Origin of the sequence: Microbacterium sp. GCS4, assembly GCF_001262495.1 — a bacterium.
Classification (GTDB): domain Bacteria; phylum Actinomycetota; class Actinomycetes; order Actinomycetales; family Microbacteriaceae; genus Microbacterium.
The window spans coordinates 885,024-902,909 of sequence record NZ_LGYE01000001.1 but is presented as its reverse complement, the minus strand read 5'-3'; the positions used below and the strand labels follow the sequence as shown (position 1 = coordinate 902,909).

The 17,886-nt window shown below is 69.9% G+C and carries 15 protein-coding genes and 1 riboswitch; of the genes, 8 read left to right on the top strand and 7 right to left on the bottom strand.

From position 1 onward, the window contains the following. Positions 1 to 22: 22 nt before the first annotated feature. Genes AKH00_RS04445 through AKH00_RS04415 form a run of 7 tightly spaced genes read right to left on the bottom strand, consistent with a single transcriptional unit; the run spans position 23 to position 7,341 of the window. The gene (locus AKH00_RS04445) at positions 23 to 796 is read right to left on the bottom strand and encodes an SDR family NAD(P)-dependent oxidoreductase (protein ID WP_050721455.1); all 774 of its coding nucleotides are present in this window, start codon (positions 794 to 796) and stop codon (positions 23 to 25) included. 20 nt (positions 797 to 816) lie between these two features. Further along, positions 817 to 1,764, bottom strand: coding sequence for a glycosyltransferase family 2 protein (locus AKH00_RS04440; RefSeq protein ID WP_327037260.1), 948 nt, complete (start codon positions 1,762 to 1,764; stop codon positions 817 to 819). A gap of 41 nt (positions 1,765 to 1,805) precedes the next feature. Beyond that, positions 1,806 to 2,945, bottom strand: coding sequence for a cysteine desulfurase family protein (locus tag AKH00_RS04435; RefSeq protein ID WP_050721454.1), 1,140 nt, complete (start codon positions 2,943 to 2,945; stop codon positions 1,806 to 1,808). 4 nt (positions 2,946 to 2,949) lie between these two features. Then, positions 2,950 to 3,801, bottom strand: coding sequence for a carboxylating nicotinate-nucleotide diphosphorylase (gene nadC / locus AKH00_RS04430; protein ID WP_050721453.1), 852 nt, complete (start codon positions 3,799 to 3,801; stop codon positions 2,950 to 2,952). Then, a complete protein-coding gene (gene nadB / locus AKH00_RS04425; protein WP_050721452.1) occupies positions 3,801 to 5,294 on the bottom strand; it encodes an L-aspartate oxidase in 1,494 nt (497 codons plus the stop codon). The genes nadC and nadB overlap by 1 nt, the downstream gene beginning before the upstream one ends. Beyond that, positions 5,291 to 6,628, bottom strand: coding sequence for a quinolinate synthase NadA (gene nadA, locus AKH00_RS04420; RefSeq protein WP_050721451.1), 1,338 nt, complete (start codon positions 6,626 to 6,628; stop codon positions 5,291 to 5,293). The genes nadB and nadA overlap by 4 nt, the downstream gene beginning before the upstream one ends. Further along, positions 6,625 to 7,341, bottom strand: a complete 717-nt coding sequence (locus tag AKH00_RS04415) for an NUDIX hydrolase (RefSeq protein ID WP_050722046.1) — start codon at positions 7,339 to 7,341, stop codon at positions 6,625 to 6,627. The genes nadA and AKH00_RS04415 overlap by 4 nt, the downstream gene beginning before the upstream one ends. A 248-nt stretch (positions 7,342 to 7,589) precedes the next feature. Between AKH00_RS04415 and AKH00_RS04410 the strand changes: the two genes are divergently transcribed. The 8 genes from AKH00_RS04410 to gcvP all read left to right on the top strand — a co-directional run bounded on the left by AKH00_RS04410 (position 7,590) and on the right by gcvP (position 17,748). Further along, positions 7,590 to 9,281, top strand: coding sequence for an ABC transporter substrate-binding protein (locus AKH00_RS04410; protein WP_050721450.1), 1,692 nt, complete (start codon positions 7,590 to 7,592; stop codon positions 9,279 to 9,281). Positions 9,282 to 9,323: 42 nt separating this feature from the next. Beyond that, positions 9,324 to 10,319 (top strand): ABC transporter permease, encoded by a 996-nt coding sequence (locus AKH00_RS04405; RefSeq protein WP_050721449.1) that lies wholly within the window; start codon positions 9,324 to 9,326, stop codon positions 10,317 to 10,319. Then, positions 10,312 to 11,295 (top strand): ABC transporter permease, encoded by a 984-nt coding sequence (locus tag AKH00_RS04400; RefSeq protein ID WP_050721448.1) that lies wholly within the window; start codon positions 10,312 to 10,314, stop codon positions 11,293 to 11,295. The genes AKH00_RS04405 and AKH00_RS04400 overlap by 8 nt, the downstream gene beginning before the upstream one ends. Next, the gene (locus tag AKH00_RS04395) at positions 11,292 to 12,155 is read left to right on the top strand and encodes an ABC transporter ATP-binding protein (RefSeq protein WP_050721447.1); all 864 of its coding nucleotides are present in this window, start codon (positions 11,292 to 11,294) and stop codon (positions 12,153 to 12,155) included. Before AKH00_RS04400 ends, AKH00_RS04395 begins: the two co-directional genes overlap by 4 nt. Continuing rightward, entirely contained in the window at positions 12,152 to 12,988 is an 837-nt protein-coding gene (locus AKH00_RS04390) for an ABC transporter ATP-binding protein (RefSeq protein ID WP_050721446.1), read from the top strand. The genes AKH00_RS04395 and AKH00_RS04390 overlap by 4 nt, the downstream gene beginning before the upstream one ends. Before the next feature lie 61 nt (positions 12,989 to 13,049). Then, positions 13,050 to 13,144, top strand: a riboswitch (glycine riboswitch). A 239-nt stretch (positions 13,145 to 13,383) separates the two neighbouring features. Further along, a complete protein-coding gene (gene gcvT, locus AKH00_RS04385; protein ID WP_050721445.1) occupies positions 13,384 to 14,490 on the top strand; it encodes a glycine cleavage system aminomethyltransferase GcvT in 1,107 nt (368 codons plus the stop codon). After that, positions 14,487 to 14,864 (top strand): glycine cleavage system protein GcvH, encoded by a 378-nt coding sequence (gene gcvH, locus AKH00_RS04380; protein ID WP_050721444.1) that lies wholly within the window; start codon positions 14,487 to 14,489, stop codon positions 14,862 to 14,864. Before gcvT ends, gcvH begins: the two co-directional genes overlap by 4 nt. A gap of 61 nt (positions 14,865 to 14,925) precedes the next feature. Next, on the top strand, positions 14,926 to 17,748 hold the full coding sequence (gcvP, locus tag AKH00_RS04375) for an aminomethyl-transferring glycine dehydrogenase (RefSeq protein ID WP_050722045.1): 2,823 nt from the start codon (positions 14,926 to 14,928) through the stop codon (positions 17,746 to 17,748). Positions 17,749 to 17,886 lie beyond the last annotated feature (138 nt).

Sequence of the window (17,886 nt, the reverse complement as noted above, 5' to 3'; positions counted from 1 at the left end):
GCGCGCGTGGGCGGTCGTGGGGTCAGTGCACCGACAGGCCGCCGTCGACGAAGAGCGAATGCCCGGTCACGTATCCCGAGCCCGCACCGGCGAGGAACACTGCGGCGCCGGCGAAGTCCTCCGGCAGTCCGTTGCGTCCGATCATGGTGCGCGCGGCGAGAGCGGCGACCTTCTCCGGGTCGTCCTGCAGACGGGCGTTCAACGGGGTGAGCACGAAGCCGGGCACGAGCGTGTTGCTGGTCACGCCCGTACCTCCCCACGCCTCGGCCTCCGAGCGCATGAGCGACTCGACAGCGCCCTTCGATGCGCCGTACACGCCGCTCGAGACGAACGCACGATGCGCCTGCTGCGAACTGATGTGGATGATCCGGCCGTATCCACGCTGCGCCATGCCGACGCCGTAGCGCTGGCCGAGCAGGAACGGCGCCAGAGCGTTCACGGTCATGGTCGTGTCCCAGTCGTCCTCCGTGATGTCGGCATAGGGCGGACGGATGTTCACGCCCGCGGAGTTCACGAGGATGTCGGGCTCGCCGAAGGGCTCCGTCGCCGCCTCGGCGAGTGCATGGATTCCGGTGCGCGAGGCGAGATCGCCCACGACGCCGGATGCGGTCGCCCCGGCATCCCGCAGCTCCTGCACGGTCTGCGCGATGCGCTCCTCGCCGCGCGCGACGATCACGGTCGACGCTCCGGCCCTGGCGAGGGCGGTCGCGATGCCGCGGCCGATGCCCGAGCTGCCGCCGGTCACGATCGCCGTGCGGCCGTGCAACGAGAACAGTCCGGAGAGATAGTCGTCCATGGGGTTCCTCGGGGGTCGGGTCACCACGCGAGCGCGGCGGCCAGTGCGGGATCGGGGGAGGCGTCGGCGAACTCCGGGAGTGCCCGCAGCTCGGCGACGAAGCGTTCGACGGCCTCCGCGTACTCCGGGTCGGGATGCGTGCGCGCGATGTCGATCAGGGGCGGGAGGTCCATCGCGAGGATCAGCTCAAGCCGCGCGGTCACAGCTGCCGTGGCCCCCGCATCCTGCAGCACGCGGATGCCGCCCCGCAACGCCGCCAGGTAGTCGCGGAGCACCGGGAGCCGCGTCCTTCCCTGCGTGATGGAAGTGCCGTCCGCGCGCAGGCGCCAGTGCACCACCACATCGGGGATCACGTCGAACGCCGTGGCGCGCGTATAGAGCTGCTGAGCGACGACCTGGTCCTCGTAGGCGACGTTCTCGGGAAAGCGGAGGTCTGCCCACAGCGCCGTGCGGCTGATCTTCGACCAGGCCACGATGTTCGCGCTCGCCGCGGGGTGGGCGTGGATGCTGGTCGCATGCCGCTCGGGAGCCGTCGCCGCCGCGACCCACGGCTGCACCCGGCCGGGGGCGTAGCGCTCGCCGTCGAAGCGCGTCCGGACGTAGGCCCCGGCGACGAGGTCGCTGCCCGTCTCGGCCAGGGTCCCGGTGAGGCGTTCCAGAGCGTGCGGGGTGAGCTCGTCGTCGCCGTCGAGGAAGCCCACGAGCGGCGTGTCGACGAGTTCGAGGGCGGCATTGCGGGCGGCACCGAGACCGCGGGAGGCCTCATGCGTGAGCACGCTGAAGCGGGGGTCCTCGCGCGCGGCGCGGGCGAACACGCGGCCGGTCTCATCGATCGAGCCGTCGTCGACGAGCACGGCACGCCAGCGGGACTCGGTCTGCGCGCGCAACGAGTCGAGGGCGGCGGGGGCGAACGCGGCGACGTCGCGGCCGGGGACGATCATCGTCACGATCGGGTCGGAGGCGGTCACCGGTCGAGTCTATGGCCGTGATCGCATGCGGGGACGGATGCTCAGACGCCGGAAGCCGCGTGCACCGCGTCGGCGACGATCGTCGCGAGCCGTTCGGGGGCGTCCTCGGGCAGCGGTTCGCGGCCGAAGGTGAACCGCACGGCGGTCTGGGCCACGTCGGCGTCGATGCCGCAGGCGAGCAGCACATGGGAGGGCTCTCCGCTGTCGGCGGCGCACGCCGAACCGCTCGACGACACGACCCCGCGCCGTTCGAGCTCGAGCAGCACGGTCTCGCCGTTCACACCGGCGAACGTGAAGCTCGCGCATCCCGGCAGCCGCCGCACGGGGTCGCCCGTGAGCGCGGCGCTCGGCACCGTCGCGAGGACCGCCGTGATGAAACGCGACGTCGCCGCGCCCACCCGCTCGCGCACCGCGTCCTGTTCCTCCGCGGCGAGGTCGAGGGCGGTCGCGAGCGCCACGGCGCCTGCCACGTTCTCGGTGCCCGAGCGTCGTCCGCGCTCCTGCCCGCCGCCGTGCAGCAGCGGCTCGAGCGGGATGCGACCGCGGATCGCGAGGACGCCGATGCCCTTCGGAGCGCCGATCTTGTGGCCGGCGAGGCTGAGCGCGTCCGCGCCCAGCGCATCGAGGGGCAGCCATCCCGCCGACTGCACGGCGTCGACGTGGAGCGGAACTCCCGCGTCCCGGGCCACGGCGGCCAGGGCAGCGACGTCCTGCACCGTGCCGATCTCGTTGTTGGCATGGCCGATCGACACCAGCGCGGTGTCCTCGCGGACGACCGCGCGCAGGTCCTCGTCGGCGATGCGCCCGGCGGCGTCGACGGCGATCCGCGTCACGTCGACACCGTGGAAGCGCCGGAGGTAGTCGGCCGGCTCGAGGACCGACTCGTGCTCGATCGGGGAGACGACGAGGTGTCGTCGCCCGAGCTCGATCGTGGCGAGCGTGATGCCTTTGATCGCCAGGTTGTTGGCCTCTGTTCCGCCGCCGGTGAAGATCACATCCCCCGAACGGAACCCCAGCCTGCGGGCGACTCGTGCCCGTGCATCCTCGAGCGCATCCGCAGCGGCCTCGCCGACCGTGTGGTGACTCGACGGGTTGCCGAACACGCCCACGAGGTAGGGGAGCATGGCGTCGCGCACCTCCGGGCGGAGGGGGGAGGTGGCGGCGTGGTCGAGGTACAGCATCCGCTCAGTCGATCCGCACGTCCAGGCCCAGGTCCAGCGCTCGTGCCGAGTGCGTGAGGGCGCCGACCGAGATCACGTCGACGCCGGTCGCCGCGATACCCGCCACGGTGTCGAGGTTCACGCCCCCCGAGGCCTCCGTCTGGGCACGGTCGCCGATCAGGGCGACTCCGGCGCGCAGGTCGTCGAGAGCGAAGTTGTCGAGCAGCACGGTGTGCGCCCCGCCCGCGAGCACGGTCTCGATCTGGTCGAGCCTGTCGACCTCGACCACGACGTGCGTGGTGTGCGGCAGGTGCCGGAGGGCCTCGCGCAGCGCGCCGGCGAGATCCTGTCCCGAGCGCTGCAGGACGGCGAGGTGGTTGTCCTTGGCCATCACGGCGTCCGACAGCGAGTGGCGGTGGTTGTACCCGCCGCCGGAGCGCACGGCATGGCGCTCGAACGCTCGCAGCCCCGGGGTGGTCTTGCGGGTGTCGGCGATGCGCGCCGAGGTGCCGTCGATCGCGCGCACATAGGACGAGGTCAGTGTCGCGATGCCGCTCATGCGCTGCACGAAGTTCAGGGCGATGCGCTCGGAGGTGAGGATGCTGCGGGCGCTGCCCGACACCGAGGCGAGCACATCACCCGGCGCGAACTCGTCTCCGTCGCCGACGTGCACGTCGACGCTCACCCGAGCATCCGTGAGGGCGAACGCGGCGGTGAAGACCTCGCCGCCGCTGAACACGCCCGCCTCCCGGGCGACGAGGTCGGCGGTCGCGGTCGCGTCAGCAGGGAGCAGGGTCGTGCTCGTGAGGTCGCCCCAGGGCGCATCCTCCTCGAGCGCGGCTCCGACGACGCGGATGATCTGGGCAGGGGTGAGCATCAGACGGTCTCCAGGACGGGGCCGACGAGGTCGCCGGCGGGTTCGCGGTAGTGGGCGCCGACCGGTTCGACGCGGGCGAGGGCGGCGGATGCGGTGGCCTCGGCGACCAGCAGGAGCGCAGCATCCTCGTGCTCGGCCACGGTCCGAGGCGCGGGTGCGGAGGCGATCCAGGCGCGCACGGTCGCGAAAGCGCGCCGCAGGCCCTCATCGGTGCGGAGCAGGCCGACGTCGTCCCACATCAGCCGCTGCAGAGCCGCACGGTCGAAGGGCGCGAGTCCGATGGGGGACACCGCGTCGGAGACGGAGTCGACGGGGAGCGCGGGCACGAAAGGCCACGGCTCCTCGAGCGCCGCTACGGCGCGTGCCGCGAACACGGCCCCCTCCAGGAGAGAGTTCGACGCGAGCCGGTTGGCGCCGTGCACGCCGGTGCGCGCGACCTCTCCCACCGCGAACAGACCCGGAAGAGTCGTGCGGCCGTCGAGATCGGTGACCACGCCGCCCATCAGGTAGTGCGCGGCGGGCGTCACGGGGATCGGCTCCCGTGCCCAGTCGAGACCGCGTTCGCGCGTCACCCGGTCGATCGTGGGGAAGCGCTTCGCGAGCCGCTCCGCACCGAGTGCCGTGGCATCGAGGCGCACCGGCGACCCCTGCTCGGCCGCGCGGCGCGCGATCGCGCGGGCGACGACGTCGCGGGGAGCGAGCTCGCCGTCCGGGTGCGTATCAAAGATGAAGCGTCGGCCGTCCTCGTCGACGAGGGTGGCCCCCTCGCCGCGCACGGCCTCGGAGACCAGGAACGGGGCGTCGCCCACGAGCACGGTCGGGTGGAACTGCACGAACTCGAGGTCGGCCACCGCGGCCCCCGCGCGCAGGGCAGCAGCGATGCCGTCTCCGGTCGCGCCCGCGGGGTTCGTGGTGTGCGCGTAGAGCTGCCCTGCTCCACCCGTCGCCAGGATCACGCTCGTGGCCTCCCGCTCCGCCACGGCCTCGTCCGTGAGCAGACGCACGCCGTGCACGCGACCGTCGGTCACGAGGAGGTCCACGAGCAGTGCATGCTCCCGCACCTCGATCTCCGTCGATCGCACCGCTCCGACCAGCGCCTGCGAGATCGCGGCCCCGGTCGCGTCGCCCCCGGCGTGCACGATCCGCGCGTGGCGGTGAGCGGCCTCACGCCCGAGCAGGAGGCGGCCGTCGGGGGAGCGGTCGAACGCCACGCCTCGCGCGATCAGCTCGGCGATCCGCGCCCCGGCATCCTGGACCAGCGCCGCCACCGCACGCGGGTCGGACAGCCCCGCGCCCGCGTCGAGGGTGTCGGCCGCGTGCTGCTCCGCGGAGTCGTCGGGCCCGTAGACCCCGGCGACGCCGCCCTGGGCGAACGGGGTGCACCCGTCGCCCAGTCGTCCCTTCGTGACGAGCACGACGCTGTGGCCGCGTTCGTGCGCGTGCAACGCGGCGGTGAGACCGGCGATGCCGGACCCGACCACGACGACGGTCATCGCGCGCTCGCCGCCACTCGCGGCTTCGTCGCCAGCATCCGCTCGAGGGCGACGCGCGCAGGGGCGGCCACGTCGTCGGACACGGAGATGCGGTTCGGGGTGCGACCGGCGACGAGCTCCTCCAGCACCCACGCGAGGTAGCCGGGGTGGATGCGGTACATGGTCGAGCACGGGCACACGACCGGGTCGAGGCAGAAGATCTCGTGCTGCGGGAACTGCGCGGCGAGGCGGCGCACGAGGTTGATCTCGGTGCCGACCGCGAAGGTGGTGGGCTCCTCGACGGCGGCGATCGCCCGGCGGATGTAGTCGGTGGAGCCGGCCTCGTCCGCGGCATCCACGACCTCCATCGGGCACTCGGGGTGCACGATCACGCGTACGCCGGGGTGCTCGGCGCGAGCCTGGTCGATCTGCGCGACCGTGAACCGGCGGTGCACCGAGCAGAAACCGTGCCAGAGGATCACCCGGGAGTCCTCGAGCTCTGCGGCGGTCGAGCCGCCGAGGGCGCGACGAGGGTTCCACATCGGCATCCGCTCGAGCGGCACACCCATGGCCCTGGCCGTGTTGCGACCGAGGTGCTGGTCGGGGAAGAACAGCACCCGGCGTCCGCGCTCGAACGCCCACTCGAGCACGGTCTCCGCGTTCGAGGAGGTGCACACGATGCCGCCATGACGGCCGACGAAGCCCTTGATCGCCGCGGAGGAGTTCATGTAGGTCACGGGGATCACGGGCACACGGCCGTCCGCGTCCTGCGCGTCGAGATCGCCGAGGACCTCAGCGAGCTGCTCCCAGCAGTCCTCCACCTGATCGATGTCCGCCATATCCGCCATGGAGCAGCCCGCCGCGAGATTGGGCAGGACCACCGCCTGGTCGGGTCCCGACAGCAGATCCGCCGTCTCCGCCATGAAGTGCACGCCGCAGAAGACGATCGCCTCGGCGTCGGTGCGACCCTTCGCGGCGGTGGCGAGCTGGAAGGAGTCGCCCACATAGTCCGCGTGGCGCACGACCTCCTCGCGCTGGTAGAAGTGGCCGAGCACGACCACGCGATCGCCGAGGGTCTCCTTCGCGGCCCGGATGCGCTCGTCGAGCTCGTCCTCGCCCGCCTCGCGGTACTCGCGGGGGAGCTCGCCCTGGCGCGGCGCCCCGGTCGGGATCACGTCGCCCATGGAGGAGCCGGGGCCGTAGCCCGGTCGGGTGTCGAAGTCCCAGGGTCCGACCGCGAGGTCGGTCGCACAGGTCTCGTCGGTCGACGCGCCCGCGACGATCGCCTGGATCGCGTGGTCGACCGATGCGTCGAGCGGCGGGACGGGCGGGGTGGGGACGAAGGTGATGCTCATCGGATGCTCGTTTCCTCGGGGCCGAGCGGGCCGTGGTCGGCCAGCTCCACATCGGTGTCGTATCGGTACAGTCGGGCGGGCCGATGGCTTCCGGTGCGGAAGCGGTCGGTGGGGAGGAGGGTGCCGGTCGCCTCGACCTGGCGCCGGAAGTTCGCGGGGTCGAGCGAGCGTCCGAGGATCGCCTGGTAGGCCTCGCGCAGCTCCGCCAGCGTGAACTCGGCGGGGAGGAAGCCGTGGGCGACCCGGGTGTAGCCGACCTTGTTCCGCAGGCGCCACAGCGCGTAGTCGACGATCTTGTCGTGGTCGAAGGCGAGCACGGGGAGCTCGGTCAGGTCGAACCAGCTCACGTTCTCGGGTGCGAGGCCGGATGCGCGGTGTGCGGCGCTCTGCGCATCCACGTCGTCCTGCCGCAGCAGAGCCCAGTACACGATCGAGACCACCCGGGTGGGGGAGCGGTCGACGGCCCCGAAGGCGTAGAGCTGCTCGAGGTAGCTCGGGGTGAGACCCGTGGTCTCGGCGAGCGTGCGCGCCGCGGCATCCACGGGCGATTCCGCGGTCGTGAGCCATCCGCCGGGCAGGGCCCATTGTCCCTCGAAGGGCTCGCGGGTGCGGCGCACCAGGGGGAGTGCCAGCACGGGTTCTCCGCTTTCCGATCGGCGCAGCGTGAGGATGACCGTCGACACGGCCACATCGATCTCGCGGGTTTGAGTCATCATCACCTTAACCTCCGGAATCGATCTTAGTGTCGTCGGGACCCTTAGTGCCACTGTGTGACGTTCCCGCGGCGTCGAGTCCGAAACGTTATCTGGGACGGGGCAGAACTCTTGTTCACCGGAATCGGGTTTGTTAGGTTACTGTCCTAACAAACCCCTATAGGGGCTTGCCCGAGACCCCCGCCCGGGGATCCGTCTCCTTCCCGGAGAATCCCTCCTGCAGTGCAGCACCGAGAGGAATTGACAGAATGATCCGTAACGGAAAGCGCAAGATCGCGCTCACCGCTGTGGCGGGGGCCTCCGTCCTCGCCCTGGGCCTCACGGCCTGTGGCGCCGGCGGCAGCGAGGGAGGCGGAGCCGACGGCGACCGCGCTCTCCGCGTCTGGGCCGGAAGCCAGACCCCCATCACCGCGAACTACAACCCGTTCGCGCCGACCGTCCTGCACGGCGCGCTGGGTCCGATCTACGAGCCGCTGTTCTTCTTCAACAAGACCGCGGACTCCGAGCCCGAGGGCCTGATCGGCGACTCCTACGAGTACAACGAGGACGGCACGGTGATCACGGTCACCATCAAGCCCGACCTCAAGTGGAGCGACGGCGAGCCGCTGACCGCCGCCGACGTCGCCTTCTCGTTCAACTACGAGGCCAACAACCCCGAGGGCAACGGCCTGGTGTCCGCCGAGGCGACCGACGACACGACCGTCGTCCTCACCTACTCCTCGGCCCAGTACACGACGGAGTTCCAGCGCCTCGGGTCGACGTACATCCTCCCCGAGCACATCTGGGCGGACGTCGACGACTACGCGAACTTCGCCAACGAGGACCCGGTGGGATCCGGCGCCTACGTGGTCGACAAGACCACGAGCGAGTCGTACACCCTCGTCGCGAACGAGAACTTCCGCGACGCCGACGAGCTCGGAGTCAAGAAGGTCCAGTACATCGCGGTCGACAACAACCAGACCGCTCAGGACCTGCTCGCCGCCGGCAAGCTCGACTGGACGGGCATGTTCATCCCGAACCCGGACGACGTCACGGCGAACGGCGCGATCTCCTGGATCAACACCCCGCAGGACCCGACGGTGCTCTACACCTGCTCGAACGCCGAGCTCGGCTGCGCAGGCCCGCAGACCGACGTCGCCGTGCGTCAGGCGCTCAACGCCGCGATCGACCGCGGCACGATCAAGGACAAGGCGTTCGTCGGTCTCACCGGCGACATCTCGCCCACCTACGCACTGCTCCCGCGCGACGAGAAGTGGGTCGCCGACCCCGCCAACGAGGTCAGCCCCCAGGAGGCGAACGCCGACGAGGCCGGCTCCATCCTCGAGGCCGCCGGCTACACCAAGGGCTCGGACGGCATCTACGAGAAGGGCGGCCAGAAGGTCGAGATGACGCTCACCTCGGTCGACGGCTGGACGGACTACAACGACGCCGCCAAGCTGATCGCCGAGCAGGCCGAGGCCGCGGGCATCAAGATCAACGCCTCCACCGTGCAGTGGCAGGAGTTCTCCGACTCGCGCCAGAGCGGTGACTTCCAGCTCATCGTCGGCGGAATGATCGGCACCTCTGTCGCCGACCCGTTCCAGATCTACCGCGACTGGTTCGGCGGCACGGCCGTCGGCTCCACCGGCCCGGTCGGCGAAGAGGTCCCCACCGGCCGCTGGAACTTCAGCCGGTACAACAACCCCGTCGTCGACACCGCGGTGCAGTCGGCGATCAGCACGAACGACGAAGCGACCAAGAAGGAGCTGTACGGCACGATCCAGACCGAGATCGTCCGTGACCTGCCCTACATCCCGCTCGTGATCAATGCGACGCAGACCTTCTACAACACGAAGGACTACACCGGCTGGCCGACCGAGGACGACCTGTACGCGTTCCCGCCGTCCTGGGGCGCGATCGCGGCAGGCTACGTCCTGACGCACCTCCAGCCCGCCAAGTAACCGCACCGTCACCGGGGAAGCAGGAAGTCGAAGAAGACCGTCATGAAGTTCTATGCACGAAGGATAGGGTTCTACGCGTTCACGCTGTGGGCCGCTATCTCGATCAACTTCCTGCTTCCCCGCATGATGCCGGGCAATCCCGCCGACATCATGATCGCGAAGATGCAGCGTGCGGGCGGCGAGGTCTCCGAGACCACGATCCGCAACATCAAGCTGCTGCTCGGCGGGGACGACTCCTCCCTCTGGGAGCAGTACCTCTCCTATTGGGGGCGGATGTTCCAGGGCGATCTGGGAGTCTCCGTCACCAAGTTCCCGACCCCGGTGACCGAGCTGATCGGCCAGGCGCTGCCCTGGACGCTCATCCTCGTCGGCACCGCGACCGTCATCTCGTTCATCCTCGGCGTCGTGCTCGGCGCCTGGGCCGGATGGAAGCGCGGCACCTGGGTCGACCACATCATCCCGGCGACCACCGTGCTGCAGTCCATCCCGTACTTCTGGATGGCTCTGATCCTCGTCGCGGTCTTCGCGGTCGGACTCGGCTGGTTCCCGATCTTCGGCGGCTACGACGTCTTCGACTTCCCGGACGGCCCCGAGCCGACGTGGGCGTTCTTCTCGAACGCCGTGTCGCACGCGATCCTGCCGGCCTTCACGATCGTGATCAGCTCGGTCGGCGGATGGCTGTTCGGCATGCGCAACATGATGGTGCAGACCATGTCCGAGGACTACGTGCTCACCGCCGAGGCCAAGGGCCTGCGCCCGCGTCGCATCATGACGACCTACGCGGCCCGGAACGCGGCGATCCCGTCGATCGCCGGCTTCTCCATCACGCTCGGCTTCGTGGTCGCCGGCTCCATCGTCATGGAGCAGGTCTTCACCTACCCGGGGATCGGCAAGCTCATGTTCCAGGCGGTGACGAACAACGACTACGCGCTCATGCAGGGTCTCTTCCTCGTCATCACCATCACGGTGCTCGCCGCCAACTTCTTCATGGACCTGATCTACGGATTCATCGACCCGAGGGCGCGCCAGAATGTCTGACACCAAGCTCACCCCGATGCAGATCGTCAAGGAGCAGCCGACCGACGAGCCGGCCACGACTGTCGCGATCGCGACGCGGAAGCCGAAGAAGGGCCGCGGGCTGCTGCCCAGCCGCTCGCCGAAGTTCATCGTCGGCGTGATCCTCGTGCTGTCGATCGTGCTGTTCGCCGTCATCGCCCCGATGTTCACGCAGAACCCGCGGAGCACCGACAACGCGGCCCTGCAGCCGCCGTCCGCGGAGCACTGGCTCGGCACCACCAAACTCGGCAACGATATGCTCGCGCAGCTGGCGATCGGCGCCCAGGGGTCGCTGCTCGTCGGCCTCGTCGCCGGCGGCATCGCGATCGTGCTGTCGCTCGTGTTCGGTGTGCTCGCCGGATACCTGGGCGGATGGCGCGAGGACGCGCTCGCGCTGCTCACCAACGTCATGATCGTGATCCCCGGCCTCCCTCTGGTGATGGTGATCGCCTCGTTCGTGCCTCAGCGCAGCTGGCAGCTCGTGGCGTTCGTCCTCGGCATCACGTCCTGGGCCGGTGCCGCGTACGTCCTGCGACTGCAGACCAGGTCGCTGCGCACCCGCGACTACGTCTACGCATCCAAAGTCGCGGGGGAGAGGTCGTTCCGCGTCATCCTCGTCGAGATCATGCCGAACCTCCTGCCGCTGCTGACCGCGCAGTTCCTGTTCGCGATCATCTTCGCGATCCTGGGCGAGGCCGGTCTGTCGTACCTCGGTCTCGGACCGAACTCGTCGATCACCTGGGGCAGCATCCTCAACGATGCGCAGTCCGGACAGGCCCTCGGACGTGGCGCGTGGTGGTGGTTCGTGCCGCCAGGGGTCATGATCGCCGTGCTCGGCGCCGGCCTCGCCCTCATCAACTTCGCGATCGACGAGGTCATCAACCCGAAGCTCCGCAACGCACCGGATGCCGCGCGCCGTGTGCGCAAGGCCGCCAAGACGAAGGGGGTCGCCGCGTGAGCGCTCCGGAGGCCGTGCTGACGGCTCGCAATGTGTCCATCGAGTACGAGGTCGACCCGCCGGTCAAGGCGGTCCGCAACGTGTCGCTGACCCTGAACCGCGGAGAGATCCTCGGGCTCGCGGGGGAGTCGGGCTGCGGCAAGACGACCCTCGCGTACGGCATGAACCGGCTGCTCAAGGCGCCGGCGCTGATGACCGACGGCGAGATCGTGTTCCATGACCGCAGCGGCACCGACATCGACGTGGTCGCGCTCGACGGCGACGGGCTCCGCGCGTTCCGCTGGGACAAGATCTCGATGGTATTCCAGGGGGCGATGAACTCCCTCAACCCGGTGATCGACGTCAGGGCGCAGATCTTCGACATCTTCGACACGCACCGTCCGGGGATGTCGAAGAAGGATAAGCAGGCCCGGGCCGAGGAGCTGCTCACCCTCGTGGGAGTCGACCCCTCGCGGCTCACGAGCTTCCCGCACGAGCTGTCGGGCGGTATGCGGCAGCGCATGATGATCGCGATGGCCCTCGCGCTCGACCCCCAGGTCATGGTCATGGACGAGCCCACGACGGCGCTGGACGTGGTCGTGCAGCGCGGCATCATCCGCGAGATCATGCGCCTGCGCGAGCGTCTCGGGTTCGCGGTCATCTTCATCACGCACGACCTGCCGATGCTCATCGAGATCAGCGATCGGATCGCCGTCATGCTGCAGGGCGAGATCGTGGAGCAGGGGACGGCCGAGGAGATCTACCGCACCCCTCAGCACGAGTACACCAAGCGGCTGCTGTCGAGCTTCCCGAGTCTCACGGGCGAGCGCGGCGACTTCGTCCGTACGGGCAGCCGTGCGAGCCAGGAGGAGATCCGATGAGCGTCACCACCCTCGAGGCGAGGAACCTCGTCAAGGACTTCCACCTCCGGTCGGGGTTCAAGACCTCGATCCTGCACGCCGTGAAGGACGTCTCGTTCACGATCGAGGCGGGCAAGACCGTCGCTCTCGTGGGCGAGTCCGGGTCGGGCAAGTCGACGATCGCGCGGATGCTGATGAAGCTGGAGACCCCCACCAGCGGGCAGATCCTGCTCGACGGGCAGGAGAGCGGCATGAGTGGCCGCGCCGTGGAGGCGTACCGCTCGCAGGTGCAGATGGTGTTCCAGGACCCGTTCGCCTCGCTGAACCCCTTCCACACGATCTTCCACCACCTCGAGCGCCCGATTCGGCTGCACCACCCGAAGCTGTCGACCGCGCAGGTGCGCGAGCGTGCGCTGGAGCTGCTCGAGCGCGTGCGTCTGACGCCCGCCGAGAGCTTCGCCGAGCGTCGCCCGCACGAACTCTCGGGAGGTCAGCGCCAGCGCGTCGCGATCGCCCGTGCCCTGGCCCCGGGCGCGCGGTTCATCGTGGCGGACGAGCCCGTGTCGATGCTCGACGTGTCGATCCGGCTCGGGGTGCTGAACCTGCTGGCCGATCTGCAGCGCGAGGACGACCTCGGCGTGCTGTACATCACGCACGACCTCGCGACCGCCCGGCACTTCTCCGACGAGATCATGGTGCTCTACAAGGGCGACGTGGTGGAGCGCGGGCCGGCCGACGACGTGATCCTGAATCCGCAGCACGAGTACACGAGGACGCTTCTCGGGGCGGCGCCGGAACCGGAGAATCTGGGTCGTCTGCGCGACGAGGTGCGGGCGGAGCTCGCCGGGCTCTGAGCGTCGACGGGGCAACGGCGGTCCAGCCGCTACACTGAGACCACAATCGAACATCGGCCGAATGGACCACGCGGGAGAGCCCCGGCGAACGCAGCCGGGCACCGAAGGAGCAAGCCTCCCCGCCAATCTCTCAGGTACGCGTACCGCGCGGTTCCGGCCACTCTGGAAAGCGATTTCGAGCGAAGCGAGAAATCGGGTTGAGCGAGGGCGCCCACGCCCGAGTCGAAACCCTGGTGAGACGAGTTCCGCGAGTCTCCCCGCACTCTCTTCGCGTCAGGGATCCGCCGACGGTGAAAGCCCCTTTCGAGGGGCGAAGCTCTCAGGCCCATGACAGAGGGGGAGTTCCGAGGAACGGTGCTGTCGCCGTTCCACCCGCCCACGCCCGGGAGAACTCCATGTCCGACCCCCGCTACACGCCGCTTCGAGACCGCCACGAGGCGCTCGGAGCCTCGTTCACCGATTTCGGCGGCTGGCAGATGCCGGTCCGCTACACGTCCGACCTCGCCGAGCACCACGCGGTGCGCCAGGCCGCGGGCATCTTCGACATCTCGCACATGGCGGAGTTCACGGTGCGCGGGGCCGATGCGGGCGCCTACCTGGACTACGCCCTGGCGGGACGCCTCTCGGCCCTCGCCGTCGGCAAGGCCAAGTACTCGCTGCTGCTGGCCGAGTCGGGTGGCATCGTCGACGACGTCATCGTGTACCGCCTGCAGGACGACGACTACCTGGTCATCTCCAACGCGGGCAACCGGGATGCCGTGCGCGAGGCGCTGTCCGCCCGCGTCGACGGCTTCGACGTGGCGGTCGACGACGTCTCCGACGACTACGCGCTCATCGCGGTGCAGGGGCCGAACTCCGAGCGCATCGTCGCCGCGACCCCCGGGATCGACGAGGTCAGCATCCCGTGGTCGGAGCAGAAGTACTACGCGTGGGCCTCGGCGCGCTTCGCTGACGCGCCGCTGCTCCTGGCCCGCACCGGATACACGGGCGAGGACGGCTTCGAGCTGCTCGTGCCGGCGGAGCACGCCGCGGATCTGTGGGATGCCGTGCTCGCCGCGGGGAAGGACCACGGTCTGGTGCCCGCGGGCCTCGCCGCCCGCGACACGTTGCGCCTCGAGGCGGGGATGCCGCTGTACGGCCACGAGCTCACCCTCGACACCGCGCCCGCGCAGGCCGGCCTCGGCCGCGTCGTCGTCACGGCGAAGGAGCGCTTCGTCGGCAAGGACGCCGTCGAACCGGCATCCGACGCTCGCGTCCTCGTGGGACTCGCCGCGGAGGGCAAGCGCGCCGGACGTGCGGGCTACGCGGTCGTCGCCGAGGACGACACGGTGCTCGGCGAGATCACGAGCGGCGCGCTGAGCCCGACTCTCGGCCACCCGATCGCGATGGCCTACGTGACTCCTTCTTCCGCTGAGGAGGGAACCGCAGTATTCCTTGACGTGCGGGGGACGAAGATCCCCGCGACCGTGACCGCTCTGCCTTTCTACCGGAGGACGAAATGACTGATCTGACCACCCTCAAGTACAGCGAAGAGCACGAGTGGGTCGCCCTCGACGGCTCCGTGGCGACCGTCGGGATCACCGACTTCGCCGCTGACGCGCTCGGCGACATCGTGTTCGTCGAGCTCCCCGCGGTCGGCGCCGCGTTCGCCCGCGGCGACGTGTTCGGCGAGGCGGAGTCGACCAAGTCGGTCTCCGAGCTCTACGCGCCCGTGACCGGCACGGTCACGGAGATCAACCAGGCCGTCGTCGACGACCCCGCCCTGCTGAACTCCTCGCCGTTCGAGGACGCCTGGCTCATCAAGGTCGAGGTCGCCGACGACGCGCTCGACGGACTGCTCGACCGCGACGCCTACGTCGCGCACACGGAGGGCTGATCGACCAGTGGTCTCTTTCGCCGATCGTCACATCGGAACCACCGACGCCGCCCAGCGGCACATGCTCGACGCACTCGGGCTGGGCGCCGACGCCGCGGACGCCAGTCCGGTCGACGCGCTCATGCGCGAGGCCGTGCCCTCCGCGATCTACACGCCCGCGCGCACCGAGAGCGTCATCCCGGCCGCGGCGAGCGAGACCGAGGCTCTCGCGGACCTGCGAGCGCTCGCAGCGCGCAACACGGTGAACCGGCCGATGATCGGCCTTGGGTACTACGGCACGATCACGCCGAGCGTGATCCAGCGCAACGTGCTCGAGAACCCGTCCTGGTACACCGCCTACACGCCGTACCAGCCGGAGATCTCCCAGGGCCGCCTGGAGGCTCTCATCAACTTCCAGACGATGGTGTCGGAGCTCACCGGGCTCTCGACCGCCAACGCCTCGATGCTCGACGAGTCCACCGCGGTCGTCGAGGGGATGCTGCTCGCGCGACGCGCCTCCAAGACGGCGTCGACCGTGTTCGCCGTGGATGCTGACGCCTTCCCGCAGACCCGGGCACTGCTCGCCGCGCGCGCCGAGGCCGTCGGCATCGACCTCGTGACGGTCGACCTCGCGGGTGGGGAGCAGCTGCCCGCCGAACTGTTCGGCGTCTTCGTGCAGTACCCCGGCGCCTCCGGACGCGTGTGGGACCCGAGCGCCGTGATCGACGCCGTGCATCTCGCCGGCGGGCTCGCGGTGGTCGCGGCCGACCTCCTCGCGCTCACGCTCATCTCCTCGCCGGGCAGCCTCGGCGCGGACGTGGCGGTCGGCACGACGCAGCGGTTCGGCGTGCCCATGGGCTTCGGCGGACCGCACGCGGGCTACATGGCGGTGCGCGCGGGTCTCGAGCGCCAGCTGCCGGGTCGGCTGGTCGGAGTCTCGGTCGACGCGGACGGGCGCCCTGCCTACCGTCTGTCGCTGCAGACGCGCGAGCAGCACATCCGCCGGGAGAAGGCCACCTCGAACATCTGCACCGCCCAGGTGCTCCTCGCCGTGATGGCCGCGATGTACGCCGTCTACCACGGCCCCGAGGGACTGAGGGCGATCGCGGCCGAGACGGCTGCGAAGGCGGCTCTGCTGCGCGACTGGCTTGTAGACGCAGGCGCGGAGGTCGTGCATGAGGCGTTCTTCGACACCGTTCAGGTGCGCGTTCCCGGTCGGGCGAGAGAGCTGGTGGCCGCAGCGCACGAGCGCGGCATCCTGGTGCGTGCGGCGGATGCCGACACCGTGGGCATCTCGGTCGACGAGACGACCTCGATCGCCGATGTGCACGAGGTCGCTCAGGTGTTCGGTGGGCCGGAGCAGCGGGCGTTCGCCTTCGTCGGAGGACGGTCAGCGCTCCCCGACGCCCTCCACCGTCAGGACGAGTACCTCACGCACCCGGTCTTCCATGCGCACCGCAGCGAGACCGCCATGATGCGCTATCTCAAGAGCCTCGCCGACCGCGACTACGCGCTCGACCGCGGCATGATCCCGCTGGGCTCGTGCACCATGAAGCTCAACGCGGCCACCGAGATGGCAGCCATCACGTGGCCAGAGTTCGCCGGCATCCACCCCTTCGCCCCGGCCTCCGACGTCGAGGGCTACCTCGAGCTGATCGATCAGCTCGAGGCGTGGCTCGCCGAGGTCACGGGCTACGACGCGGTGTCGCTGCAGCCGAACGCGGGCTCGCAGGGCGAGCTCGCGGGTCTGCTGGCGATCCGCGGCTACCACCTCGCGAACGGCGACAACCAGCGCACCGTGTGCCTGATCCCGTCATCCGCGCACGGCACGAACGCAGCCTCGGCCGTGCTCGCCGGCATGAAGGTCGTCGTGGTCGCGTGCGACGAGCTCGGCAACGTCGATCTCGCCGATCTGCGCGCCAAGATCGAGCTGCACGCGGACGCGCTCTCGGCGCTCATGATCACGTACCCGTCGACGCACGGCGTGTACGAGCAGGACGTGGTCGAGATCACCACGGCCGTGCACGAGGCCGGCGGCCAGGTCTACGTCGACGGAGCCAACCTCAACGCGCTGCTCGGCTACGCGCGCTTCGGCGACCTGGGCGGCGACGTCTCGCACCTGAACCTGCACAAGACGTTCGCGATCCCGCACGGCGGCGGTGGACCCGGGGTCGGCCCGGTCGCGGCGAAGGCGCACCTCGCGCCGTTCCTGCCCTCGCATCCGCTCGCTCAGCGCGCCGAGCACGCCGGAGGCTTCGTGTTCGACGGAGGTCCGATCTCCGCTGCGCCCTACGGCTCCGCCGGCATCCTGCCGATCTCGTGGGCGTACGTGCGCATGATGGGCGCCGACGGCCTGCGTCGCGCGACGGCTGCGGCCGTGCTCTCGGCGAACTACATCGCCGCGCGCCTCGGAGAGCACTTCCCGGTGCTGTACACGGGCGAGAACGGTCGTGTCGCGCACGAGTGCATCCTCGATCTGCGACCGCTCAAGGAGGCCACGGGGATCACGGTCGACGACGTCGCCAAGCGCCTGATCGACTACGGTTTCCACGCGCCGACCATGTCGTTCCCGGTGGCGGGCACGCTCATGGTCGAGCCGACCGAGTCGGAGGACATCGGCGAGATCGAGCGTTTCGTCGAGGCCATGATCATGATCAAGGCCGAGGCGGACGCGGTCGCCGCCCGGCGCTGGCCGGCAGCGGACAACCCGCTTGTGCACGCCCCGCACACCGCGGTGTCGCTCATCGCGGGGGAGTGGACCCATCCGTACACGCGCGAGGAGGCCGCGTATCCCGTGCACGCGCTCGTCGCCGGCAAGTACTGGCCGCCGGTGCGCCGCATCGACCAGGCCTACGGCGACCGCAACCTCGTGTGCGCCTGCCCGCCCGTGGAGGCCTTCGCCTGATCCGCGAGCGAGAACACTCGAGACGCCGTGCACCCGTCCGGGGCACGGCGTCCCGTGTTTCCGCGATATTACGGTTGATCACCACTCAGTAACGGTTCATTAGCCGAGTGCGCCCCGTGCCGAACGCCGGGTTACGCT

What these genes read in the sequence shown, in the direction of transcription:
- AKH00_RS04445 (WP_050721455.1), bottom strand. Translation starts at nt 796, where the DNA reads ATGGACGACTATCTCTCCGGACTGTTCTCGTTGCACGGCCGCACGGCG.
- nadA (WP_050721451.1), bottom strand. Translation starts at nt 6,628, where the DNA reads ATGAGCATCACCTTCGTCCCCACCCCGCCCGTCCCGCCGCTCGACGCA.
- AKH00_RS04405 (WP_050721449.1), top strand. Translation starts at nt 9,324, where the DNA reads ATGAAGTTCTATGCACGAAGGATAGGGTTCTACGCGTTCACGCTGTGG.
- AKH00_RS04410 (WP_050721450.1), top strand. Translation starts at nt 7,590, where the DNA reads ATGATCCGTAACGGAAAGCGCAAGATCGCGCTCACCGCTGTGGCGGGG.
- gcvT (WP_050721445.1), top strand. Translation starts at nt 13,384, where the DNA reads ATGTCCGACCCCCGCTACACGCCGCTTCGAGACCGCCACGAGGCGCTC.
- nadB (WP_050721452.1), bottom strand. Translation starts at nt 5,294, where the DNA reads ATGACCGTCGTCGTGGTCGGGTCCGGCATCGCCGGTCTCACCGCCGCG.
- gcvP (WP_050722045.1), top strand. Translation starts at nt 14,926, where the DNA reads ATGCTCGACGCACTCGGGCTGGGCGCCGACGCCGCGGACGCCAGTCCG.
- AKH00_RS04415 (WP_050722046.1), bottom strand. Translation starts at nt 7,341, where the DNA reads ATGACTCAAACCCGCGAGATCGATGTGGCCGTGTCGACGGTCATCCTC.
- gcvH (WP_050721444.1), top strand. Translation starts at nt 14,487, where the DNA reads ATGACTGATCTGACCACCCTCAAGTACAGCGAAGAGCACGAGTGGGTC.
- AKH00_RS04390 (WP_050721446.1), top strand. Translation starts at nt 12,152, where the DNA reads ATGAGCGTCACCACCCTCGAGGCGAGGAACCTCGTCAAGGACTTCCAC.
- nadC (WP_050721453.1), bottom strand. Translation starts at nt 3,801, where the DNA reads ATGCTCACCCCTGCCCAGATCATCCGCGTCGTCGGAGCCGCGCTCGAG.
- AKH00_RS04400 (WP_050721448.1), top strand. Translation starts at nt 10,312, where the DNA reads ATGTCTGACACCAAGCTCACCCCGATGCAGATCGTCAAGGAGCAGCCG.
- AKH00_RS04435 (WP_050721454.1), bottom strand. Translation starts at nt 2,945, where the DNA reads ATGCTGTACCTCGACCACGCCGCCACCTCCCCCCTCCGCCCGGAGGTG.